The organism is Terriglobus roseus DSM 18391 (assembly GCF_000265425.1).
In the GTDB taxonomy this organism is placed as follows: Bacteria; Acidobacteriota; Terriglobia; order Terriglobales; family Acidobacteriaceae; genus Terriglobus; species Terriglobus roseus.
The window spans coordinates 4572870-4597155 of the sequence record NC_018014.1 but is presented as its reverse complement, the minus strand read 5'-3'; the positions used below and the strand labels follow the sequence as shown (position 1 = coordinate 4597155).

The 24286-nt window shown below is 60.7% G+C and carries 20 protein-coding genes and 1 riboswitch; of the genes, 10 read left to right on the top strand and 10 right to left on the bottom strand.

The features are described 5' to 3' along the window. Nucleotides 1-135: 135 nt before the first annotated feature. Both metE and TERRO_RS19015 read right to left on the bottom strand, forming a co-directional pair. The gene (gene metE, locus TERRO_RS19020) at nt 136-2418 is read right to left on the bottom strand and encodes a 5-methyltetrahydropteroyltriglutamate--homocysteine S-methyltransferase (RefSeq protein WP_014787335.1); all 2283 of its coding nucleotides are present in this window, start codon (nt 2416-2418) and stop codon (nt 136-138) included. 144 nt (nt 2419-2562) lie between these two features. Next, a riboswitch (cobalamin riboswitch) is annotated at nt 2563-2764 on the bottom strand. 69 nt (nt 2765-2833) lie between these two features. After that, on the bottom strand, nt 2834-3670 hold the full coding sequence (locus tag TERRO_RS19015; RefSeq protein WP_014787334.1) for a 2OG-Fe(II) oxygenase: 837 nt from the start codon (nt 3668-3670) through the stop codon (nt 2834-2836). 239 nt (nt 3671-3909) lie between these two features. Between TERRO_RS19015 and TERRO_RS22400 the strand changes: the two genes are divergently transcribed. Next, nucleotides 3910-5037, top strand: a complete 1128-nt coding sequence (locus TERRO_RS22400; RefSeq protein WP_014787333.1) for a GGDEF domain-containing protein — start codon at nt 3910-3912, stop codon at nt 5035-5037. A 67-nt stretch (nt 5038-5104) separates the two neighbouring features. On the opposite strand, the gene TERRO_RS19005 is transcribed toward TERRO_RS22400, so the two are convergent. Beyond that, nucleotides 5105-6625 carry a PQQ-dependent sugar dehydrogenase gene (locus TERRO_RS19005; RefSeq protein ID WP_014787332.1) on the bottom strand — a complete coding sequence of 507 codons (1521 nt, stop codon included), beginning with the start codon at nt 6623-6625 and terminating at the stop codon, nt 5105-5107. Nucleotides 6626-6893: 268 nt separating this feature from the next. Between TERRO_RS19005 and TERRO_RS19000 the strand changes: the two genes are divergently transcribed. After that, nucleotides 6894-8138: a pyridoxal phosphate-dependent aminotransferase gene (locus TERRO_RS19000; RefSeq protein ID WP_014787331.1), complete on the top strand. Its 1245-nt coding sequence runs from the start codon at nt 6894-6896 to the stop codon at nt 8136-8138. A 115-nt stretch (nt 8139-8253) separates the two neighbouring features. On the opposite strand, the gene TERRO_RS18995 is transcribed toward TERRO_RS19000, so the two are convergent. The 4 genes from TERRO_RS18995 to TERRO_RS18980 all read right to left on the bottom strand — a co-directional run bounded on the left by TERRO_RS18995 (nt 8254) and on the right by TERRO_RS18980 (nt 12098). Continuing rightward, nucleotides 8254-10059 (bottom strand): mechanosensitive ion channel domain-containing protein, encoded by a 1806-nt coding sequence (locus TERRO_RS18995; protein ID WP_014787330.1) that lies wholly within the window; start codon nt 10057-10059, stop codon nt 8254-8256. Nucleotides 10060-10166: 107 nt separating this feature from the next. Beyond that, nucleotides 10167-10574, bottom strand: a complete 408-nt coding sequence (locus TERRO_RS18990; RefSeq protein ID WP_014787329.1) for a YybH family protein — start codon at nt 10572-10574, stop codon at nt 10167-10169. 161 nt (nt 10575-10735) lie between these two features. Beyond that, a complete protein-coding gene (fabD, locus tag TERRO_RS18985) occupies nt 10736-11680 on the bottom strand; it encodes an ACP S-malonyltransferase (RefSeq protein WP_014787328.1) in 945 nt (314 codons plus the stop codon). A 127-nt stretch (nt 11681-11807) separates the two neighbouring features. Then, complete coding sequence (locus TERRO_RS18980; RefSeq protein WP_157178447.1) at nt 11808-12098, bottom strand: hypothetical protein; 291 nt, start codon at nt 12096-12098, stop codon at nt 11808-11810. Between the two features lie 128 nt (nt 12099-12226). Here TERRO_RS18980 and TERRO_RS22395 point away from each other — a divergent pair, with 128 nt between their 5' ends. Further along, complete coding sequence (locus TERRO_RS22395) at nt 12227-12934, top strand: hypothetical protein (protein ID WP_014787326.1); 708 nt, start codon at nt 12227-12229, stop codon at nt 12932-12934. Between the two features lie 249 nt (nt 12935-13183). Here TERRO_RS22395 and TERRO_RS18970 read toward each other — a convergent pair whose 3' ends face one another. Then, nucleotides 13184-14530 carry a glycosyltransferase gene (locus TERRO_RS18970; RefSeq protein ID WP_052313396.1) on the bottom strand — a complete coding sequence of 449 codons (1347 nt, stop codon included), beginning with the start codon at nt 14528-14530 and terminating at the stop codon, nt 13184-13186. Nucleotides 14531-14749: 219 nt separating this feature from the next. Between TERRO_RS18970 and TERRO_RS18965 the strand changes: the two genes are divergently transcribed. From TERRO_RS18965 to atpC, 7 genes are all read left to right on the top strand, one after another. Further along, the gene (locus tag TERRO_RS18965) at nt 14750-15211 is read left to right on the top strand and encodes a F0F1 ATP synthase subunit B (protein WP_014787324.1); all 462 of its coding nucleotides are present in this window, start codon (nt 14750-14752) and stop codon (nt 15209-15211) included. Nucleotides 15212-15215: 4 nt separating this feature from the next. Beyond that, entirely contained in the window at nt 15216-15935 is a 720-nt protein-coding gene (locus TERRO_RS18960) for a F0F1 ATP synthase subunit B (protein ID WP_014787323.1), read from the top strand. Next, nucleotides 15935-16474, top strand: a complete 540-nt coding sequence (gene atpH, locus TERRO_RS18955; RefSeq protein WP_014787322.1) for an ATP synthase F1 subunit delta — start codon at nt 15935-15937, stop codon at nt 16472-16474. Before TERRO_RS18960 ends, atpH begins: the two co-directional genes overlap by 1 nt. An 82-nt stretch (nt 16475-16556) precedes the next feature. Beyond that, nucleotides 16557-18104, top strand: a complete 1548-nt coding sequence (atpA, locus tag TERRO_RS18950; RefSeq protein WP_014787321.1) for a F0F1 ATP synthase subunit alpha — start codon at nt 16557-16559, stop codon at nt 18102-18104. Between the two features lie 6 nt (nt 18105-18110). Beyond that, on the top strand, nt 18111-19235 hold the full coding sequence (locus TERRO_RS18945) for a F0F1 ATP synthase subunit gamma (protein WP_014787320.1): 1125 nt from the start codon (nt 18111-18113) through the stop codon (nt 19233-19235). A 24-nt stretch (nt 19236-19259) separates the two neighbouring features. Continuing rightward, a complete protein-coding gene (gene atpD / locus TERRO_RS18940; RefSeq protein WP_014787319.1) occupies nt 19260-20702 on the top strand; it encodes a F0F1 ATP synthase subunit beta in 1443 nt (480 codons plus the stop codon). Nucleotides 20703-20808: 106 nt separating this feature from the next. Then, nucleotides 20809-21237, top strand: coding sequence for an ATP synthase F1 subunit epsilon (gene atpC, locus TERRO_RS18935; protein ID WP_014787318.1), 429 nt, complete (start codon nt 20809-20811; stop codon nt 21235-21237). 68 nt (nt 21238-21305) lie between these two features. On the opposite strand, the gene TERRO_RS18930 is transcribed toward atpC, so the two are convergent. Then, nucleotides 21306-22640 carry a GDSL-type esterase/lipase family protein gene (locus TERRO_RS18930; RefSeq protein WP_014787317.1) on the bottom strand — a complete coding sequence of 445 codons (1335 nt, stop codon included), beginning with the start codon at nt 22638-22640 and terminating at the stop codon, nt 21306-21308. Nucleotides 22641-22778: 138 nt separating this feature from the next. Further along, the gene (locus TERRO_RS18925) at nt 22779-24152 is read right to left on the bottom strand and encodes a GDSL-type esterase/lipase family protein (protein WP_014787316.1); all 1374 of its coding nucleotides are present in this window, start codon (nt 24150-24152) and stop codon (nt 22779-22781) included. Nucleotides 24153-24286: the final 134 nt, after the last annotated feature.

Here is a 24286-nt window from a genome sequence, read left to right as displayed (position 1 = left end):
CGCTTCAGGGGGACACTGCGCACAATAGCGCAATCACCTGGAATCTTTGCTGTAGATCAAGGAGCAAACGCTTTTCCCGCTAGCCGGAACAGGCGACGCAAGCATGCGCGCCGCCTGTTCGGGAGCAGCCGGGTGTCAGGCGCCCATGCTCGCGCGCAGTTCCACCGCCGCTGCGCACATGTTGGTTAACGCGGCCAACGTCTCCGGCCACGCACGGGTCTTCAGACCACAGTCAGGATTCACCCAGATCTGCTCGGGCTTCAACACCTGCAGCGCCAGGTCGAGTAATTTCTTCATCTCGACCGTATCCGGCACACGCGGCGAATGAATGTCATACACACCGGGCCCAATCTCGTTGGGATACCCATGCGCACGGAACGCTTCCAGCAATTCCATCTGAGAACGAGCCGTCTCCATCGAGATCACATCCGCATCCAGAGCCGCGATCGACGGCAGGATGTCGTCGAACTCGCAGTAGCACATGTGTGTATGGATCTGCGTCTCGTTGCCCACGCTGCTAGTCGCCAGCTTGAACGCATCCACCGCCCAATCCAGGTATCCATCCCAGTCCGCACGACGCAACGGCAAACCTTCTCGCAGCGCAGGCTCGTCCACCTGGATGATCCGAATACCTGCAGCCTCCAGGTCACGCACCTCATCCCGCAGCGCCAGCGCGATCTGCCACGCCGTCTGCTGGCGTGGAATGTCGTTGCGGACAAATGACCACTGCAGGATCGTGATCGGTCCGGTCAGCATGCCCTTCATCGGTCGGCTCGTCAGTGACCGCGCATACTCCGTCCACTTCACCGTCATCGGGTTCGGCCGCGCCACATCGCCAAAGATCACAGGCGGCTTCACACAACGCGACCCATAGCTCTGCACCCAGCCGTACTCCGTGAAGGCAAAGCCATCCAGGAACGCCGCAAAGTACTCCACCATGTCATTGCGCTCAAACTCGCCATGCACCAGCACATCCAGGCCAATCGCCTCCTGCTGGCGAATGCAGTCCTCAATCGAGACCCGAAGAAACTCCTCATACTGCTCCGTCGTCTCGTGCCCATGCTTATGCGCCGCACGATGCTTGCGCACCTCAGCCGTCTGCGGAAATGATCCGATCGTCGTCGTCGGAAACAACGGCAGTCCCAGCTCCGCACGCTGCACGGCGGTCCGCTCCGCGTACACCGCGGCACGCGCAAAGTCCTTCGACTCCAGCGCTGCAAGCTGCGCACGCACCACAGGATTCACCGTCGTCTCTGCCGCAGCACGATCCGCAATCGCCAGCGCATTCCTTGCAGCCGCAACGGTATCGAAGCGCGCAAGCGCCACCACCTCGTCCAGCTTCTCCTCCGCAAACCGCAGCCATCCGCGCAGCCGCGACGGCAGCTCCGTCTCGCTGTGAAGATCGTGCGGCACATGCAGCAGGGAAGAAGACGGCGCAACGATCACACGATCCTCACCCAGCGCAGCAACCGCCGCAGACAGCAACGAAGACGCATGCGCAAAGTTCGTCAGCCAGATGTTGCGTCCCTCAACGCAACCAACGCTCAACATCTGCGCAGGCTTCAACGCTGCAACAACAGTATCCACCTGCTCCGGCGCACGCACCGCGTCAATGTGAATACCCGCAGTGCCAAGCTCCACAGCCAGCGGCAGATTGCTGCCAAGCGCATCGAAGTAGGTCGTCAGCATCAGCTTCACCGGCGACTTCGTCAAAGCCGCATACGCCGTACGGAATGCCTCGGCCGCACCCTCCGGCAGATCCGTCGCCAGGATCGGCTCATCGATCTGCACCCACTCCACACGCGCCACGTGTAACTGGGCAAGAACATCGACATAGGCAGCGATCACCCGCGGCAGCAGCGTCAACGCATCGAACCCATCCACACCCTTGCCAAGCAGCAACAGCGTCAAAGGCCCAATCAGCACAGGTCGCGTCTCGATCCCAAGCTCACGCGCCTCGCCCACCTCACGCAGCAGCTTCGCCGTGTCCACCTTGAACGTCAGGCCCGCCGACCACTCCGGCACCAGGTAGTGATAGTTCGTATCGAACCACTTGGTCATCTCCATCGCCGTCTGTTCGTGGCTGTTGCGCGCCATCGCAAAGTAGCGGTCCGGCGTCACCGGCCCAGCTCCAAAGCGCTCGGGCGTTGCGCCGATCAGCACCAGCGTATCCAGCACCTGGTCATACAGCGAAAAATCGTTCGAAGGAATGAAGTCGATGCCCGCCGCCTGCTGCAACTGCCAGTGGCTCGCACGCAGTCTCTTCGCAACAGCCGCCAGGTCATCGGCAGTACGCTTGCCGTTCCAGTAACCTTCCAGCGCAAACTTAAGTTCACGCTCGCGACCCATGCGAGGAAATCCAAGGTTCGCAGTTTTCAGTGTTGAGGGGGGTGACGATAAAACATTGGGTACAGCCATGCTCGGTTCTCTCCTGAAGCGTGAAAGAACCACCCATGCGCAGGCCCATCCGCCGCGCTCACGCACGGAGATTTGCAGTGGTCACCGGTCCAGTCCACGAGAACGGTAGCCTCAAGCGCACCCACGGTCAGCGCATCTGCACTTCCATGGTGGTGGCGGCAGGCTCGGTCTTCGGACTCTGGGCACCCTACTCCGTTGCCGCTTCCCATCTCACAAGAGACAGTGCTTGGCTCGCGCCGCGCAACCTTTCGTTCCCATCACCGCTGCGGGACAGCGCTGGATTCACACCAGCTTCCCGTTTAACAAACCACCCGTAGGCGGTCTGACCTGCACCCTGTCAGTCTATCGGGTCGCTTCAGGCCGTCCAAACGAAGGAGCTCTGTCAGGGCGGCGTCCGGGACGAAGCCCGCGAGCCTTAGTAGCTTCGGCGGGCCTTGTTCACGACCTCCCAAATAATGGGAGGCAGGAAACTCCTTGCGATCTTCTTCCACGCCGCCTGCTCTTTGCGATACATCTTCGGTGCGAATTTGGAGGAAAAGCGATCCACTTTACCGTCGCCCTCCTGCGGCACGGTATGGAAGTACGTCGCAAAGCTGTTGCGTGTACGACCGACGGGGCAGGCCACTGGATTCGGGTTCCCGTGGTAGTTGTTATCAGCCACTTCAAACAGGACGGCCCGGTTGAACAGGGGAGCGAGCCTCGATTCACACCTGGTGCCCGTCTTGTCCCACAACTCCAGTTCGCCCCCGTAGTTAGGAGCCCAGTTCTCATTCAGGTAGGTGATCAGAACAAGGCGTCGCTGCAGCGAGGTTGTGTAGTCCGTCTTACGGTCCTCATGTACATCGAAGTACCCGCCCGGCGGGATCATGTGGAACCCTCCGCCCTGCAAATAGGGGTCCGGCAGCAGCCCCCAGATCCCGGTAATCTCGGACAGCAGGTAAAGGAAGCTCGCGGAATGCAGGAACGAAGCAAATGCATACCCCTCCGGTCCCAGTGAGATCGCGGAGCGAAGGCCAAACTTCTCCTGACGGTCATCACTATGGTGCACCCAGGTCTCATCCGAAGCGCCCGGAATCTCAGAACAGAGCGCCTTCAGCGTGCTCTCATCGAAAAAGTCGTCAAGGACAAGGTGAGGAAAGGGCTTGGCGTTCTTGTACTGCTCTCGAAGCGTTGAAAGATCCGCAGGCAAATGGACGGGATACTTCAGGTACGACATGATTCCCTGGTCCTGCTCTTGTACTGTGGGTTGCATAAAACCTCCGTCGCGTCTGCCATGTTTCACCTCATTCCGAGTGACAGATCTGCTGCATTGCAGCAGATCATTTCTTCTCGGAACCGACGCAATCCGTGTGTCACGCCTAAAGGGCATAATACGGGCGGATCTCGCCAGGTGACAGAGACTTATATCGGCAGAATACCCGCGGATGCGCAGGCTGTGCTGTCGAGACCAAGTGCCTTCGGCGGGTTACCCTGAGTGTCAGGAACCCAACTTTGCACCTGGACAATCTGACGATTCTCTTCTGCCTGCTCGCCGCAGCCATCCTGTTGGCGTGCGCATTTGCCGGTGTGCAGCTCACCAATCGCAATACAAAGGGAGCTGGATACTTCGCCGCCGCCTTCGGCGCGGGCGCCATCAGTTGCGCCCTCTTTGTCTTCGTAGCGGCCAACGGATGGTGGGGAACATTCCTCAACACCATCGTCGGCGACACCCTTGTCTGCGTCTTCCTCACGCTGCTGCAGCTCGGCATCCGGTCGAACCTCGGTCTCTCGGTGCACCGCAGGATGATCGGCGCGCTCCCGCTCATCCCATTCTTCCTGCTGTATTACTACACAGAAGTCCGCGACTCGCTCGTCGCGCGCATCGTCATCCTCGCCCTCTACGGCTTCTTCATCCGGCTCATGACCGGCAGGGATCTCGTGCGGCACGGCAAGCGCCGCTCCCAGCACGCCCTGGCGTGGGTCATGTTCCTCTTCGCCGCGGTCAGCCTCTGGCAGGCCGTCGGCACACTCCTAACAGGCGCGCCCGCAGACTACATGCGCCCGGACCTCATCCAGTCCTCCGTCCTCTTCCTCTATCTCCTCTTCCTCATGGCAGCGGGCCTCCTGCTCTTCCTGCTGCTCAACGATGAACTCATGAGCAAGCTGGAAGACGAGGCGGAACGCGACTTCCTCACCGGCGCCCTCAATCGCCGCGGCATCGAACGCGCCCTGCACGCCGAACTGGTACGCAGCAGCCGCCGCGACGAACCCCTGGTACTCGGCCTCATCGACATCGACTACTTCAAACGCATCAACGACACAGACGGCCACTCTGAAGGCGACAGGATCGTGCGCGAAGTCGCAGAACTCGCCGTCGCCTCGCTTCGCCCCTACGACTACGTCGGTCGCTTCGGCGGCGATGAGTTCCTGATCCTGCTGCCCGGCACCGACGCACACGACGCAATCGCTGTCGCAGAGCGCATCCGATCCGGCGTCGCCGCGCGGCTCGTCACCGTATCCGTCAGCATCGGTCTCACCGCAAAACTCCCGGGCGACGACATCGCCACACTCACCCGCCGAGCCGACGACGCCCTCTACGTAGCCAAGCAGGAAGGCCGCAACTCCATCCGGCTCGCATAAAGAGCAGTAACTCGATCGAAACAGCTACAGGTCCAGGAGCGATAACTCCTGGACCCATAGATCATCATTAGTCCCTGTCGTCCCCATGATCATGATCATGATCATGACCGTGCCCATGATCATCGTCATCGTCGTGTCCCGCATTGTTGGACCCGATCCGCGCCACGATACCAGTGTTTCCCAGCACCGTTCCCGTCTGGCTCGCAAGCAGATAGAGTTCCCCATCGCGGCCCTGCGCAAAGGCCATCACCGCCAGATTCAGCGTAGACCGGCCTTCTACCTGTAACTCCTCGATGTGCCTGTCGCGGCCCCGCAGAACGTACAGATGTCCTTGAATCGGTGAGGTATTTGAGCCGTAATCGCCGAAGATGTACTTGCCCTCCAGCGCCTCCGAACGCTCGCCGCGATAGACAAATCCACCAATGACCGCCTGACGCACATGCACACCAGAGTGCAGGGGAGCGACCTCTGACTCGCCGTGGTCATACTGCGCAATCGGGTCGATCAATCCGCTTGGCGCACCCGGGCTGTTCTGCCAGACATACCCTGCGCCCGTACGCCCCGGCAGGAAGCCATCGAATAGGAATGTGCCCTCCTTCACTGGCCATCCGTAGTTCCTGCCCTTGCGAACGATATCCACTTCCTCCGCATCGTTCTGGCCTACGTCCCCCGCATACAGAGCACCAGTCTTTGCGTCGAACGACATCCGCCACGCATTCCGGAAGCCATAGGCATAGATCTCGGGCTGTGGCGCCGGCGACAGTGTGGAACGAACAAACGGATTATCGTCCGGAATACCGTACTGCCCATTGGCCGAGTTATGACCGCGTGGATCGATGCGCAGAATCTTCCCCAGAACATTCCCGGGCGCCAGCGTCTGCGCATTGCCTGCCGCGGCGTGTCCCACTCCAACATCGTTCGAACCGCCACCATCTCCGATCGACAGATACATCAGACGATCCGGGCCAAACAACATCGCACCGCCATTGTGGTTGAACTGCGGCTTATCCACCCGCATCACCTCACGAACGCTGGACGTATCGACCACATAGTTGTCGTCGCCCATGTCCATCACCTTCCACTCCTGCAAGACGTTCTGGCAGTTCGGAACGGCACCCGCAGGCAGCGTGCTGAACGTCGCCGTGCCCTTCACCGGCTGCGACGAAAAGGTATAGAAAAGATGATTCCGACGGAAGTTAGGATGAAACGCAATACCCAACAGCCCGCGCTCGTCATACTTCGCTGGTCCAAGGCCAAGCGGAACAATCAAACTGCGAATATCCAGGAATAAGTGTGGTGACGACGAGGCACCATGGCGGGACACATCCACGCTCCACACCTGGCCAATCTGGTCGGCAATGTAAAGGTGGTCTCCATCACCAGGAGCCGTCGTACCTGCGGTCGGCTGCACCAGGTTCGACATCACGGTCGTCAGGTTGACCGTGATATTCGACGCAGGGATCGCCGCCGGAATCGGATCGATCAGAGGCGGATGTGCTTGGGCGTACAAAGGGGATGACACCACGATCGAGCCCAGCAATGCAAAGCTGGTCAGGACCACGTTGCTGACGTTCCAAGAGCGTTTCATCGGGTTCTCCTCTTACCCTGCAGATCGTTCCACCGTGCGGACATACCTCTGCAGTAGCAGGGAACCAACGTAGGCCTCGCCTTACAAAGCGGATGTCATCCTTGCTTCATCCATTTGTCACTTCTTACACGACAAACGCTCTGCCCCGAACCTGGAAACAAATCGATTCGCAACTTCAGGCGGCGACCTCCGCCCGCTGAACCCGGTATGGTGGTTACAGCAAAGCTTTCGCAGCCGCGCTTCCCACAAACCTGCACGCGAGCGACTCATGAAGAAGATCAACAAATCACGGAAGCTGGATCACGTCCTCTACGACATCCGCGGACCCATCATGGACCGCGCCAAACAGATGGAGGAGGAGGGCCAGCAACTCATCAAGCTCAACATCGGCAACCTCGCCGTCTTTGGCTTTGAAGCACCGGAAGAAGTCCGCCTTGACATGATCCGCAACCTGCCAAACTCGGCAGGCTACTCCGACAGCAAGGGCATCTTCGCCGCTCGCAAGGCAGTCATGCACTACACCCAGACGCAGGGCATCCAGGGTGTAACGCTCGACGACATCTACCTCGGCAACGGCGCCTCCGAACTCATCGCCATGGCCGCCACCGCGCTGCTCGACGACGGCGACGAGTTACTCGTGCCCGCGCCCGACTATCCACTCTGGACAGCCGTCACCAGCCTCTCGGGCGGCAAGCCCGTGCATTACATCTGTGACGAGGCCAACGGCTGGAACCCCGACCTCGACGACATCCGCGCGAAGATCACGCCGCGCACCAAGGGCATCGTCGTCATCAACCCAAACAACCCCACCGGCGTCGTCTACCCCGACCACATCCTCGTGGGCATCGTCGCCATCGCACGCGAGCACGGACTCGTCATCCTCGCCGACGAAGTCTACGACAAGGTCCTCTACGACGACGCACGGCACACCGCGATGGGAAGCCTCTCCACCGACGTCCTCACGCTCACCTTCAACTCGCTCTCCAAGAGCTACCGTGCCTGCGGCTATCGCTCAGGCTGGATGGTAGTCTCGGGCGATAAGGCAGCCGGCGCCAACTTCATCGAAGGCCTCAACATGCTCGCCAACATGAAGCTCTGCGCCAACGTCCCCGGCCAGTGGGCCATCCAGACCGCGCTCGGCGGCTACCAAAGCATCAACGATCTCGTCCGCGAAGGCGGCCGTCTGCGCAAACAGCGCGACCTCGCCTATGAGCTGCTCACAGCCATCCCCGGCATCACCTGCGTCCGGCCGCAGGCAGCGCTCTACATGTTCCCGCGCCTCGATCCCGCCATCTATCCCATCGCGGACGACCGCCAGTTCCTCCTGCAACTACTCGAAGCAACACGCGTCCTGCTCGTCCAGGGAACCGGCTTCAACTGGCCTAACCCCGATCACTTCCGCATCGTCTTTCTGCCGCACGAGACTGACCTGCGAGAAGCCATCGGCCGCATCGCCCGCTTCCTCGCCGACTACCGCGCAAAGCAAAACCCGGAAGCAATCAGCATCTCCTGATTGCTTCCGGGCAGCAGCCCACTCGTCTTGCTGGTGCATAAGTTCAGTCAGACGCGATCGAGCCAGCTCAGGTGCATCCCCTGCAAGCCGACCGCCTGGTACCAGTGGGGTCGGCCTAAGTGGCCGATGGACTGTTCAGAACGTCAGGGTCGGCAGTCAAACCCAATCCCAGTGCTCCAAGCACCACCTGGCGGAGGCGAACAGCCGTAGCGAAGTGTGCAGGGGCCGTAGTGACATATCGTGCGACCACCTCAAGCCCGGTCGCGGAAGTGCGAACGACCGCCGTGGGTGCGCCTTTCCGCTCTTCCAGGCCATTCGTTGCAGCCAGCCTTCCCCAGGAAGCCTCAGCGGCCGCCAAATCGTCCTGCGTCTCGGCGGCAATCAATTGCTGCACCTGGGCCAACATTTGTTGTGTGATCGACTTGGTCGCGGGCACGGGAATGACTAACTCATCCCACATCCACTGTTCCGAAGTCGAAAAGTTGAAGTACTTTTTCTCCACCGCGTACTTGTTCATAAACACCGCCTGCCGGCCGGTGAACTGTCCACTTGTTGCCCAGTTCCCAACTTCCAGAAGGTAGGTGTGGAGTGCAGTGACTTCTAGAACTTCTCCCTGCGTCCCGTCGATCTCAACCCAATCGCCCACTTGAACCCCACGTCGTCCCATCAAAGCGAACCACCCCACGAATGAGACCAGGAAGTCCTTCAGCGTAACCGTGATCCCCGCGGTGACGAAACCTATGATCGTGGAAACATCACCCGGCATGCCGAAGATCACAACCGCGATCCGCGCGACGACCACCACCTCCAGAAAGAGCGTAATGACCACACGGGGATGCTTCAGGCGGTGGTGATGGCTCTTCTCCCAGCGATTGATCAGGTACTGCGCAAGGCCGCTCAGCGCGAAGACGCCAAGCACCGCCATGACGATTGTCAGGAAATCGCCTGCCAGTGACGCGAGCAGAGCCCTGCGCTGGCTTTGCATGAGATGGATCCAGTCCTCGTAGACGGCCGCCAGTTGCCCCAGGTCGCGGACTCGTTTGTCCAGGACCGTCATGTCCTTCTCGCGTTCGGCCGCAGCCTGCAGGTTGGCAAGCTTGCCTGCCCTCGACGCAGGATCTTTCCCCGATGGGGGGACAGAACTCTTGTTCGTCAGAACCTCATGTTGCTGCTGCAAACGATGCTGAGCAGCCAACGCTTTCGTCCGTGCCTCTATTAGCGCACTGCGCCGCTCTTTCAAAGACGCCAGGATCCGCACCTTCCCCACAACGGAATGCAGCGACCGCGACGACTCGAGCGCTGCGGGTGCGGCATTTCTCGGCAGTATCGCTGCCTGACTTTCAAGGGCGCGGTGTTGATCGAAGGCCTGTTGAACATCAGTCTGAGGATCGCCACCCATCTGAGCGATATCCTGCTGCACATTCTCAAGCTCATCCTGGTCCAGAACGAGCTGTGCCTGCGCGGTACGCAGCCGTTCGTCGCCGCCATCAGGAGCGTCCGATCCTTCTGCACTCGCGGCTGCAACCGCTGCGCGGTCGGCTTGGATCACCTGCTTCAGCTCAGCGGCACGTTGAAGCACAGACACGGCTGCGGGTGTTAGGGCGAGGCGTTGGCTTGCCGAGTTGCGAATGACCGACGCGAAGCTCTGATCGAGTTCGTGATCCGCCGAACGCATCGCAAGTACCGCGTATTGCTGCTCCTGCGGCGTAGCCGCGAGCGCCGCAAGATTGCGAGCCGTCACGTAAAGACTTTGATCGACGGAAGTGTTCGAAGAGGGCGCTTCGGCTGGCGCGGAGAACTGGGAAAGCGACAGATCCGTACCAACGTTCGCCACGGCGAAGATGATGACAACAACACAACCCAACAGCCACAGACCGACGCGTTGCGGCAGTGTCAAACTCTTTGCCGGAAAAGCTCTCATTCGCTCAATCTCTCCAGCATCCGCTGATTCTTCTTAACTGCCGGGTCCGACCATCATGCAATCAAAACTTCACATCGGTAAAGCGACCTTCCCCAACGGCCAAGTAGTCAGCCATGCAGGGTCACAAAGATCTCGGATCGAATCTTCCACCCAGCGGCTGTTCGCCGCCACATCGCAGCATAGCTGCCGGTATAAACGACGGCCCCCGAAGGGATCGTCGCAACCCAGTTGCCATGCTCGGCGGCCAGCGTCCTGTCTTCTGCGACATCGACAACCTCAGGCGTGCGTACATACGTCATGCTCTGCTTCGGATAGTTAAAGCCTTCCCGGAATAACCTGAGATACTCGGCGCGCGACCCGACGAACGTCCCGTCACCAATAACTCCCACATAGTCTTCGCCAAGTGAGTCCCCAACGCCAGCCAGATCCCGTCGCGCAATCGCGCGATTCGATTCATCTCGCGCACGGCGAATCGCCGCTTCATGCAACTCTTCGTTCAAGGCTGCCTCGTGCATCTTGTCCTGTCTTACAAACCCAAACCACCCTATCGCACTCACCACAGGAGAGCCAGCAGCGGGCTTTAGCCTGCTGAATCCGATCCACAAAGAAAATGGGGCTTCAGCCCGGGCAGCGTTCACGCGACCCACAGAGCGAAGCCCCATCAGACGATCGGTAACTAGACAGCGTTCAACGCAGCCAGCGTCTTTTCCAGGCTCGCTGCATCTTCCACGTTCAACATCGGCTGCGCACGGTCGATCTGCCGCATCAGACCGCTCAACACCTTGCCCGGCCCAACCTCGACAAACGTTGTCGCGCCAGCGTCCTTTAACAGCGCAATGCACTCCGTCCAGCGAACGGCGCCGGTCACCTGGCGAATCAGGCAGTCGCGAACCTCGCTGCTGCGCGAGACAAATCGAGCGTCCACATTGCTCGCCACGGGCATCGTCGGATCGTGAAACACCACGCGTTCCAGCTCGCTCGCAAGCTTATCTGCGGCCGGCTCCATCAGCTTGCAATGGAACGGTGCAGATACCGGCAGGGGAACAGCACGCTTCGCGCCTGCTTCCTTGCAGAGCTCACTCGCACGCGCCACGGCGGCTGCATCACCGCTGATCACGGTCTGCTCCGGAGCATTCAGGTTGGCCGGCGCCACCATACAATCCATCTCGTCGCTGGCCTGCTGGCACAGCTCCCCAATGCGCGCAGCGTCCATGCCCAGGATCGCGGCCATCGCACCCTTGCCCTCGGGCACGGCCTGCTGCATGAACTGGCCTCGTGAACGCACGGTACGGACCGCATCGGCAAACGAGAACGTACCCGCCGCAACATGCGCGCTGTACTCACCCAGCGAATGGCCCGCGGCAAACGCCGCCGTGACACCATGCTCCGCAAGCACCCGCGCGGCCGCCACCGACACAGTCAGGATCGCGGGCTGCGTGTACTCGGTCTGCTTCAACTGCTCTTCCGGGCCTTCAAAGCACAGCGTCGACAGGCTGTAACCCAATGCCTCGTCCGCTTCTTCGAAGACAGCCTTCGCAGCGGGAAACTTCTCGAAAAGATCGCGGCCCATGCCGACTGTCTGCGACCCCTGGCCGGGGAAGAGGAATGCGATGTTGCTCATAGTCGTTTCTACCTTTTCAGAATTTGATGGCCGCACATAGCAAACCCCACCTTAGCTTCGTCCTTCGATACCGCAGGACAGGCTTCAGTGGGGCGCCCGGCTTGTACCCGGAGAAACCGGATCGGATCTAAATGCCGACGCCGAACTCAAGATCGGGCGTCTGGTCGCCGGCATGCGCGTAGTAGTCATACGGCGTGCGGCGCTTGAACTTATAGCGAACACGCAACTCGCGACCGGCGAGAAGGCCCAGCGTCAAAACGCCGATGCCACCCGCGATCCAGGCGACCGTAACGGTCACCTTGTTGTGACGGTTGCGCGGCATGGCTGCCTCAACGGCAGCGGGAATCTGGGCAATACTCTCCTGCAGCCTGGCTTCCAGGTCGTGTAGGGTTGCGCGTCGGCGGCGAAGCAGCTTCATGCGCATCATCATAGCGCAAGGCGGCCCGCCTTGGCAGTGACCCAACGGTGTCGCCTGTCCGATTCCTGTGTCGTAAATCAGCGCACGACCAACCGCGACCATTGAGTGAAATTGGTGTCCAACCACCTATGGGGATCGCTCGCTCTGCCTCGCCCACTTCCGTCGCTGTCCTTCTGGCTGCCACCCTGCTCACGACAGCGGCCCCAGGGAAAGCTCACGCGCAGATGCTGGGACAGCCCGCGCCGCAGACCCAGGCTCCGCCGCCCGTGCAGAACGGCAACGTCTACAGTCCCAGCGATCCCAACTCGTACCCCACCGTGCAGCAGGCGCCGCCCATGCCGCCACCGCCGGGCCCCCCACCGCCCGCAGGCTGGATACCCACCTTTGACTCGGTGCTCACCAGCTCCGCCTCGCAGACGGCCTTCACCTTCGACCGCAATCTATTGGGACTGACCGACAGCTTTTTCGCAGGCCAGGACTCGGAGACGCGACGCATCGTCGCCGGTCTCAACAGCATCAGCGTCCGTACCTTCCACGCGAATGAATACGCACGCTACGACCCCGGTGCGCTCGCCATGATCGACGGCCAATATCGCGCAGCCGGATGGAAGCACCTGGTCAACGCGAACGGCAGGAACGCCACCACCATCACCGATCTGTGGTTGCACTACACGGGAGCAAATATCAACGGCCTCACCGTCCTGAACCGCGGCGACCGCAACATGACCGTCATCAACGTCGACTGCACATTGCGACCGCTCGACCTGCTGCATCTGGGGGGACACTTCGGAATACCGAAGGTGGACGAGAACGCCGTCATGGTGCCGGCTCACTAGGCGGTTCTCAGAGTTTGGAATGGGATTCCGATAGGCGGGTGCCGGACATGGATCAGGCCGCGGGAGAGGGGAGTGGAGGAACTTCCCGGGTCTCGCGGCCTGATGGACCCTGGAACGGGTCTAGGAGTGACTTCAGGCTACGCCCGTTTGCCGGCACTGCAAGAGAAAAATTCGTGACAGGCGTGGTTTGGCGGACCCATAAGTCCCGGGCCTCGCACTGAATCGATTCATTCCTGCGCAGACCCTGCCTTAAAGCAGCTCTTCGATGGCCTGAACGGCGTGATTTACGCCGTTTTCCGCGCGAATTGCCTCACCAAGCGCCTCCGCACGACCCCGCAATTTCTCATCCCGCAAAAGCCGATGAACCGCGTAATAAGCATGCCGCCGGTTGTACTTCCGGCGGGGCAACGACAACGCCACACCCAGCCGCAAAGCCCGCGCCGCATTGTCCGGCTGATCGAAGTTAAACGGCACAATCAGCGAAGGAACCCCAGCCCGCAACGCCTCCGCCGTAGTCCCAATGCCACCCTGGTGAACTACCGCGGCAGCATAAGGAAACAGCGTCCGATAGTCCGCATAAGGCACCGTAAGAATGCGCTCCGTCTCCAGCCCCCGAAGATCCGTGCGCCCCGTAATCATCACAGCCCGCAGGTTCAAACGAGACACAGCACCCGCACTCACATGGAAGAAATCGCCCGCCACATGCACCGCCGCAGACCCAAGCGTAAACACCACAGGCATCTCGCCCTGACTGAGAAACTCGCGTAAACGCTCCGCAGTACGCGCACTCGCAGCAGTCACCGGCGCAGCCGCATCATGCGTCAACGGCGCAGCCTCTTGCGCAGCAGTCTGATCAAAGTAAGCAAAACCCGTCTGCACCGTTCCCGCAGGCCAGTCAGGCTGCGGCTTCGCAAAGTGCTCTGAGAACATCGCCAGCACGCGGTCCGCTTCCAGCTTTCCTTCGAGCAGAGCGTTCGCCTTATGCGGCAACCCCAGCGCCGCACGCTGCTTGTGCAGAGGCGCAGACCAGCGACGGAAGCCCATCCGTGTCATCGCCCGCAACGCAACCTGTGCGAAGTGCGGCAAGCCATGCAGCCCGCCGAAACGAGCCAGCGGCGGCAGCACCGAAGGATCATGGGCCGAAAGGAATGAGATCGGCGACAGCAACACCGAAGCCCACTTCAACCCAGTCTTCTCCGCCAGCAACGGCGCCACAAAAACTACCTCACCCGCAATCAGCAGATCCGCACCAGCACAGATCCGTTCCAGGTCCGCATACATCTGCGGCAGATGCGGCAGGAACAGCGTCCGAAAGAGATACTCAGGCCCCCGCACGGTAGTCATCAACCGACGAAGCAGGGCAGGATCTTCCGGCGAGATCTCTGGCCCAATCGGCGCAAACGCAAACCCCAGCGCAGCAATGCGATCCGCATAGTGCGGTGCCGTGGCGATGGTGACGGAATGACCGCGTCCACGCAGCTCCACCGCCAGCGCAAGGAACGGGTGCAGATCGCCAAGCGAACCGAAGCTGGCGATCACAATGCGCTTCTGGGTTCGCGTTACGGGTTCCTGGGGGCGAGCGGCTGTGTCATTCACCGTTCCAGTGTGACATCTGCCCGAAAACTGCGGAAATCGCTGAAAATTCACGGGAATCCAAGCCCCATACCTGTCTTCCTCACAGCCTGATTCATTGACCTCACCAGCCGGGATTGGTATAACAAGAGGGTTGCCTGTGTCCCTTACGCTCCGCCTGTACGGCCGTCCCCGGTCGTCGCAAAAGGCCCGGAGTTCCTCGGACGAGGCCCACGGTCCATCATGCAAGAGATTCTGAAAACAATTGGCGATCTTGTGCTCGGCTCCGTGCCGACCGTGATCTTCTTCCTGATTCTGCTAGCGGCGTACCAGGTCCTGGTGCGTAAGCCGCTGGAAAAGACGCTGGCAGACCGTCATGGCCGCACCGGCGGCGCCATGGACGAAGCGAAAGCTGCCATCGCATCCGCGGAAGCGAAGACGGCTGAGTACGAGACGAAACTGCGCTCGGCTCGCTCGCAGATCATCGAGTCCCGCAATGCCCGCGCAAAAACTGCGGGCGATGCGCGCGACAAGGCAGTTGCCGAAGCACGCGAAGCCGCACAGCGTCGCATCCTCGCCGCGCGCGAGTCCGTCGAGCGGTCGGGCGCTGAAGCCAAGGCGCAACTCGAGGCCGGCGCAGCCTCGCTCTCGCAGAGCGTGCTCGCAGCCATCCTGCCGCATCGCTCGGGAATGGGAGCTGCCTAAGCTCATGACGACTGCCCCAAAGATGAAGTTTGTATTCGCTGCACTGCTGGCCTTGACGCTGGCGACCTCTACGCCCGTGTTGCGTGCGCAGGAAGCTGCCCCCGCATCGGCGTCGACGGCCTCTGGCCAGCGCTCCGAGCCGGAAGCCAACGATAAGGATTCGAAGAAGGAAGCTGAGGGCGGCGAAGAGGCCTTCCGTAAGTCGCCTTCGGTCATCAAGCTTGGCGGCATGCTCGGCATGAACCCAGGAACGGCTTCGGCTGTGTTTGAGTGGTTCAATGCGCTCGTCCTCTTTGCCGCGGTCGGATACGGTCTCGCAAAGATGCTGCCGAAGGCCTTCCGCGCACGTACCGAGGGCATCCAGAAGAACATCGTGGAAGCACGCATCGCAACCGAAGAAGCTCGGGCCCGCCTGGCCGCCGTTGAGGATCGCCTCGGCAAGCTGGACGGCGAGATCGCCGCGCTCCGCACGGAAAACGATAAGGCTGCCGCGGAAGAAGAAGCCCACATCCACGCCACCATCGAAGAAGAGAAGCAGCGCATCCTGCAGTCCGCTGAGCAGGAAATTGCTGCAGCTTCTGCAGCCGCACAGCGCGACCTGCGTGCCTATGCCGCTGGTATCGCGGTGGACCGTGCCGCAGCACAGTTGAATATCACGCCCGAAGATGACCGCGTGCTGATCGCGAACTTCGCAGGCAAGCTCACAGAAGGGAGCCGTAACTAATGGCCGCCTTTGAGCTTCGCTACGCTCGCGCATTTCAGCAGGTCACCGCTGCACAGGGCATGAACATCGATGCGGTACGTTCGCAGCTCGCGGACTTTGCTGCAACCTTCGACACCAGTCGTGACCTTCGTGAGTTCCTGCTGAATCCGGCTCTGCCGCAGGCGGACAAGCTGAAGGTTCTGGACGCTCTCGCGGGACGCGTCGGTCTGGATAAGACCGTTCGCAACTTCATCGCAGTCCTGATGGATCACGGCCGCATGCACTCCCTGCGGGACATCACCGCGGAGTACAGTACTTTGGCCGACGAGGCTAGCAGCATTGCAGACGTGGAGATCACCAGCGCAAAGCCGCTCGAGAGCAACGAGCGCAATCTGCTGGAGAACAAGGCGTCCGAGCTGGCTGGTAGCAAGGTTCGCGTCACTTGGTCTGAGGATGCTGCGCTGCTGGGCGGAGCGGTGATTCGCCTCGGATCCAGCGTGTACGACGGTTCGGTTCGTGGGCAGTTGCAGGGATTGAAGACGCATCTGGCCGGCGCGTAACGCGCAGCCTGTATAGGTTTTGCAGTAACAGAATTTTGGCAAGGCGCTGCGGTTGCGGCGCAGACAGACGGAAAAGGGACACATGGCACAGCTCAACGCAGACGAGATCACAGAACTGCTTCGTCAGCAGATCGAGAACTACGAGACCAAGATTGCGGTCGACGAAGTCGGCACCATCATCTCGCTGGGCGATGGTATCGCCCGCATTCACGGCCTGGACAAGGTCATGGCCGGCGAACTGATCGAGTTCCCCCACGGCATCAGCGGCCTCGCCATGAACCTGGATGAAGACCAGGTCGGCGCCGTCCTGCTGGGCGACTACACGCAGATCAGCGAAGGCGACACCGTCAAGCGCACCGGCAAGATCATGTCCGTGCCCGTTGGCCCGGCAATGATCGGCCGCGTCGTGAACGCACTTGGCCAGCCCATCGACGACAAAGGACCCATCGTTACGGAGTTCTCGTCGCCCGTAGAGCGTCTCGCTCCCGGCGTCATCGACCGTAAGTCGGTTACGGAACCCATGGCGACTGGTATCAAGGCCATCGACACCATGATCCCGATCGGCCGTGGTCAGCGCGAACTGCTGATCGGCGATCGTCAGACCGGCAAGACCGCCATCGCGCTCGACACCATCATTAACTCGGCGAAGAACGACCTGATCTGCATCTACTGCGCAGTTGGTCAGAAGCGCTCGTCCGTCGCACAGATCGTGCAGACGCTCGAGCAGTATGGCGCCATGGCTTACACCATCGTCGTCGCTGCAACCGCATCTGAGCCTGCTCCGATGTCGTACATCGCTCCCTACGCTGCGACCGCCATGGGCGAGTACTTCCGCGATAACGGCAAGCATGCACTGATCATCTATGACGATCTGTCGAAGCACGCTGCGGCATACCGCGAGATCTCGCTGCTGCTCCGCCGTCCCCCGGGTCGTGAAGCATACCCCGGCGACGTCTTCTATCTCCACTCGCGTCTGCTCGAGCGCTCCTCGAAGGTTTCGGACAAGCTCGGCGGCGGTTCGCTGACGGCTCTTCCGATCATCGAGACGCAAGCTGGCGACGTCTCTGCGTACATTCCGACCAACGTGATCTCGATCACGGACGGCCAGATCTTCGTGGAAACCGATCTCTTCAACTCGGGCATCCGCCCCGCAGTCAACGTCGGTCTGTCGGTATCGCGTGTCGGCTTCGCTGCCGCCATGAAGGCGACCAAGCAGGTCGGTGCCACGCTGAAGCTCGACCTCGCACAGTACCGCGAACTCGCAGCCTTCGCGCAGTTCGGTTCGGACCTGGATCCTGCAACGCAGAAGCAGCTCAACCGTGGTTCGCGCCTGGTCGAGATTCTGAAGCAGCCCCAGTTCCAGCCGCTGACCGCCGCACAGCAGGTGTCCATCGTCTTCGCTGGTACCAAGGGCCTGCTCGATGACATCGACGTGAAGCAGGTACAGGCGTTCGAAACTGGCTTCCACCAGTACATGGGCACGACGGGCAAGCAGATTCTGGATGACATCATGAGCAAGAAGGCGCTCGACGATGACATTACCAAGCGCCTGACGAACGCAATCAACGATTACAAGGCCAGCTTCAAAGCGAGCCTGAACGAGAAGCAGCCGGCTTTGGCAACGGCGTAGGGTTCCATGGCAAACGTACTGGATCTCAAGCGGCGCATTCGCTCCGTTAAAAACACGCGGCAGATTACGAAGGCCATGAAGATGGTCTCGGCGGCTAAGCTGCGCCGTGCGCAAGAGCGCGCGCTGCAGGCTCGGCCGTACGCCCAGATGCTGGCGAATGTTCTGCAGTCGCTGGTCCGCCGCGCCGACCTCTACGGTGAAGACGGTGCGGATGTGATGCACCCGCTGCTCGTCGAGCGCGAAGAGAAGAACGTGCTCGTCCTAGTCATTGCGGGCGACAAGGGCTTCGCTGGCGCGTTCAACTCGAACATCGGCAAGGCCGCACAGAAGTTCATCGACTACCGCCGCGCACCCAAGACGCAGACGGAAGAAAGTCCCATGCCCGGCGAGCAGAACATCGACGTCGAGACGGTAGGTCGCAAGGCGCGCGACATGTTCAAGCGTCGTTACCCCGAGGCCACTTGGAAGCACGTGGATGAGGAGTACGACAACGGTCTCTCGCACCACGTGGAAGATCTCCGCGAGCGCAAGCAGCCTATCGAACTCACGCATGACCTGTCTTCCTTGCTCGCCAAACTCAGCTTCGGCGACGTCGACAAGTGCGCGCATTCGATCATCGACCGCTACGAACGCGGCGAGATCGACTCCGTCTACATCGTCTACAACGAGTTCAAGAGCGTCATCGCGCAGCGCGTTGTGGTTGAGAAGCTGCTGCCGATCCGCAAGCTCGGCTCGCCTGAGATCACCGTCTCGGAAGAGATGACGGAAGAACAGAAGGAAGCAGCGGCCCACGCCGCAGCAACCGCCGGCGTCTCGATCAACACGCCGGAAGAGTCCCAGATGGAGCAGGAAGCGAAGAAGTTCGGCACGGCCGACGTCGACTACCTGTACGATCAGGATCCTTCGCGCCTCTTCCGCCACCTGCTGCCGCGCTACGTGACCACGCAGATCTATCACGCTCTGCTGGAGTCGGTGGCATCGGAGCACGCGAGCCGTATGACCGCCATGGACGCCGCCAGCAGCAACGCCAGCGACATGATCGACAAGTTGACGCTGACCATGAACCGCGTGCGCCAGGCAGCCATCACCACGGAAATTATCGAGATCGTTTCAGGAGCCGCGGCGCTTTAATCGCGCGCTGGCAAGAGAGAACTTATGGCAGAGAACATCGGTAAAGTAATCCAGATCAGCGGCCCGGCCGTTGACATTCAGTTCGACGAGAAGCATATGCCGCCGATCTATTCGGCGCTGCGCATCACGTCGGAAGGCTTCGACATTCCGAACCCCTTGTCCGTCATCGTTGAGGTGCAGCAGCACCTTGGCGAGGGCCGCGTCCGCACCGTCGCAATGGAAGCGACGGAGGGCATGGTCCGTGGCATGAAGGTTTACGACACCGGCTCACCCATCATGGTGCCAGTCGGCCGCGAGACGCTGGGCCGTGTGCTCAACGTTATTGGCGAGCCCGTCGACAACCTCGGACCCGTTCAGACAGAGAAGCGCATGCCCATCCACCGGCAGGCTCCCGCGTTTGACGAGCAGTCCACCAGCGAAGAGATGTTCGAGACTGGTATCAAGGTCGTCGATCTGATCCAGCCCTTCCTTAAGGGCGGCAAGATCGGTCTCTTCGGCGGCGCCGGTGTAGGCAAGACGGTTCTGATTCAGGAGCTGATCAACAACGTCGCCATGCAGCACGGTGGTTACTCGGTATTCGCCGGCGTTGGAGAGCGTACCCGTGAGGGTAACGATCTTTGGGTCGAGTTCCAGGAGTCGGGCGTTATCGATCCGAACGACTGGCGCAAGTCGAAGGCTGCGCTGATCTACGGGCAGATGACCGAGCCGCCAGGAGCGCGTCTGCGCGTGGCGCTGACCGGCCTCACCATCGCGGAACATTTCCGCGACGAAGAAGGCGCGGACACGCTGCTCTTTATCGACAACATCTTCCGCTTCACGCAGGCTGGTTCTGAGGTTTCCACGCTGCTGGGCCGTATGCCCTCGGCAGTGGGTTACCAGCCGAACCTTGCATCGGAAATGGGTCAGCTGCAGGAGCGCATCACGTCCACGAAGAAGGGCTCTGTCACCTCGGTGCAGGCCATCTACGTACCGGCCGACGATCTTACCGATCCGGCTCCGGCCACGACGTTCGCCCACTTGGACGCAACCACCGTTCTGAACCGTGCACTGACGGAAATCGGTATCTATCCGGCCGTCGATCCGTTGGCTTCCACGTCGCGCATTCTTTCGCCCCGCATCGTGGGCGAGGAGCACTACAACGTGGCTCAGCAGGTGAAGGGAATTCTGCAGCGCTACAAGGATCTGCAGGACATCATTGCCATCCTCGGTATCGACGAGCTCTCGGAAGAGGACAAGCTCACCGTATTCCGTGCGCGTAAAGTCCAGCGCTTTCTGTCGCAGCCCTTCCACGTCGCAGAAGTCTTCACCGGCAACCCCGGCAAGTACGTCAAGGTTGCCGATACGGTCCGCTCCTTCAAGGAGATCATCGAAGGCAAGCACGACGACATCCCGGAGCAGGCCTTCTACATGAAGGGTGGCATCGAGGAAGTTCTGGAAGCTGCTGCGAAGATGAAGGCAAACGCGTAAGAGAGTTTCTTGTTGCTGGCCTCTGGTTTCCAGAGGCCGGCAACAATCCCAACTCTTCCGCTGTTCAACGAAACCAGCAACAAGAAACAAGAAACCAAGAAACGCCATGGCAGACGAAACAAGCACACACGGCCAGCTCGCAGTCCGCATCGTCACACCGGACCGCGTCCTGGTGGACACCACGGCCGACGCGATTGAGCTGCCGGCGATCTCGGGCTACATGGAAGCGCTGTACGGCGCCGCTCCGCTGCTCGCAGAACTGGGCGCAGGCGAAGTCAAGCTGCACGGCGGCAACTCCGGCGATGCGAAGTTCTTTGTCGCGTGGGGCTTTGTTGAAGTTCTCCCTGAGCGCGTTACCGTGCTCGCCGAGACCGCACTGAAGCCCACCGAGATTGATCCGGCTCAGGCACAACAGCAGCTCGACGCAGCAAACAAGGACTGGACGGAAGCTGGCGACGACGCGGAGAAGTACGACTACGCGCGCGCAGAGATTCGCGTTGCGGAAGAGAAGCTGGCAGCCTCCAAGGACCGCTAAAGACCTGATGTACAGCAACAGAAGAGGCCGGGCAGATAGCCCGGCCTCTTTGTCTGTTCGCGAGCGTTCTACTGCCCCAGGATCTTGTCCAATGGGATCGAGCTGGACTGTACGCCGTAACCCGCACCGTTCGGATGAAAGTTGTCGCCTGAGTTGAGATTCGGGATCATGAAATCCGGATGGGCCGGATCGGCGAGAGCCTTATCGAAGTCTGCAATTGCGACCACGCCTGGGAGTGCGGCACCCGAGGTCCTGATCCAGTCGTTCAGAGCGCGTCGCTGCGTCGAGCCAGAGTTTTCCGGGCCAGGATTGACGTCGCCCGCGTACGGATTGCCACTGGATGGAATCAGCGAGGCAGAAGCGCCCTGGCAGTATTCCGACGGTGGTAGTGTCGCCAGGATCGTACGGACACCTGCCGCCTGCGCCTGCTGCACCATATTCGTCAGCGATGGTTCGATGTCGGTGGCCAGTTTGCAATCGGACCGCAGGTCGATGCCGCCGAAGTAGATGATCACGGTCTTGATACCGGCCTGCTGCAACACATCATGCTGCATGCGGTCGATGCCCGCGATGCTGTTGCCGGCCGCAGTTGTGCCATCTTCCCCAGCAGGATCGCCGATCGCGCCAGCGTTCAAAACACCCATTTGATAGCCGGCAGCACGAAGTTGTCGGGCAAGCCAGTCGGACGGCCTGTCGTTGTCCTGCCCTGGGACAGCGACATTCGCAACCGGATAGCTGTTGGTGTTGCCATCGCCGGAACCGTGGCCATCGACCGAAGAACTGCCAAAGATCGCAACGGTACCCTGGTAGCTGCCGTAGACGTCGATACCGTTCACCATCAGCCAGTCCGTCATGGTCGTCCCCATGGAAGCGCCGCTGGTATCGGCCGTGGCGTTCCCTCCGCCGGATGCATTCTCGAAGTTCGTTTGCACCTCCGAGGTGTGCTGCGTCAGCGGCGCAAACGTCCCCTTCAGATACATGCTGACAGCCAGCTTCTCGCCGAATTTATAGGTGATGTTCACAGGGTCGGAGACCACCTCCTGGCCCGCAGCAAGCGTGACCGAGGGACTGCCGTCAAAGGTCAACGCGACGTCGCGTGCCGGATCGATCGCGGGGCCAACATTCACTGCCGCGGCAAGCCGCGCTGCTCCGATGGTGACCGGTCCTTTGCTCAACCTGTTGGAGAAGTGCACCCGCTCCTGTGTGCCGTCTGTAGTGGGCAACACGATGAAGCGAAAGCTCTGCTCGGAACCGCCGGGATTCGCCGCAGACGCCAGGCTGTTCTCACTCCCCGCACCCCAGGACACTACCCACATCGGCTGCGTAGCGGGAGCCGCTGTCTGCGCCGTAGGTGTGCTGGTACAACTGCTCAGGCTCAACACCGTCCCAGCAGCTATAAACACGGTGCAGATCCTCAGAAAAAGGCCAATGCGGTGAGTTCTCACGGGGAATCGCATGGGTGAGAGAACGTCTACGCGGCCCTGAAGTTTCAAGCGCGCCGCTGACATTTCACGACACGTTCATCTCACGAACCAAAGGTCCTATTTTGGCAGGAATGTGAGCGGTACCGCGGCCGCTTCAGCGCCGTAACCCATACCGTTCATGTGGAAGTTATCGCCAGAATTGTACTGAGGTAGTAAGAAACTGGGATGCTGAGGGTCGCTCAAGGCCTTATCGTAATCGGCGATCCCAACCACGCCCGGCAGGTTGGCACCGGTGGACAGAATCCACTGGTTGAACGCGGCACGCTGCACCTCGGCACCATTGGCTGGTCCCGGCGTGAGGCCGCCGGCGTATGGGTTTGCCGCCGACGGCAGCGGACCGTAGTTTGCCTGTGCCGGGTTGTTGCACAACCCGGTGGGAGGCAGCGTGGTCAGTACCAGCGGCAACTTCGCCGCGGCGACGGTCGCTACCAGTTGCTGTGTCGCGACTTCCATAGCCGGTGCGCTCACGCAATCGGAGGAGCGGAGATCGATCGAGCCAAAGTAGCTCACAACGCCCAGCAGGTTCGGCATCGTCTGGATATCCTGCGCGAACCGTTTGATGGGCGTCGGCGCAAAGCCTGGAAGCTCTGTCACAGCATTGCCGGGAATACCGGCGTTCAGGACACCGATGCGATATCCCGCCGCATTCAGTCGTCGCGCCATCCAATCCGTCACGCGGTTCGCATGCTGATCGGCTATCGGGACATTGGGCGCAGGGTAGATGCGGTCGGAACTGTAATCCGCCTTGAAGCCGTCCGTAGTCGAACTGCCAAACATCGCCAGCGTTCCCTGGTACTCGCCGTACACATCGATCTCGTTGATCAGCAGCCAATCGGGCAGCGTGCGCGTAAAGGCGGCGCCGGTGCCATCGGTGGTCACATCGCCCGCGCCATCGGCCGTCGTGTAGTTCTTGATGAAGTAGGCATCGTGCCGGCTTACTGGATCGAACGTCCCCTTCAGATAAACGGAAACGGCCAGCACCTGTCCCATTCCAAAGGCGAAGTCCGCAGGATCGGAGGTGACCGTGCCGCCCGGTGCAATGGTCACACTGCTGCTGCCGTTGAACTTCAGCGCTGTGTCATGTGCGGTGTCGATCGCCGCTGATCCATCCTTGCCCCATGACAGTCGCGCCGCCCCAAGCGTGACCGGCGACCTGCCGTATACATTTGAAAACTTCACCCGAGCCTGACTGCCATCGATCGTCGACGTGACCAGGAAGCGGTAGCTGCGTTCGTTGCCGCCGGTGTTGTCATTGAAAGCCTCGGCGTTACTCATGGAAGCTCCCCACGCGCCAACCCAGATTGGCTTGGCTGTTGCGACCGGGGTCGCCGGGACAATGGCCGTCACTTTCGTCGTACATCCGCTCAACGAAGCGGCGAGCGCCATCGCACACAGCGCGAGCGCCTTGGGAAAGCCTGGGGAGAGGGGCATGGGACTTACTTTAACGTGATCCGAAGGCTCGCAGCGTCACGGCACGTGTAATGCGATGCGCCAGAGCAGGCCCTTTCATGCTGTGAAGAGAAGTGTCACTCTCCTAGCCACCCTTCACCACGAGATGAAGACGA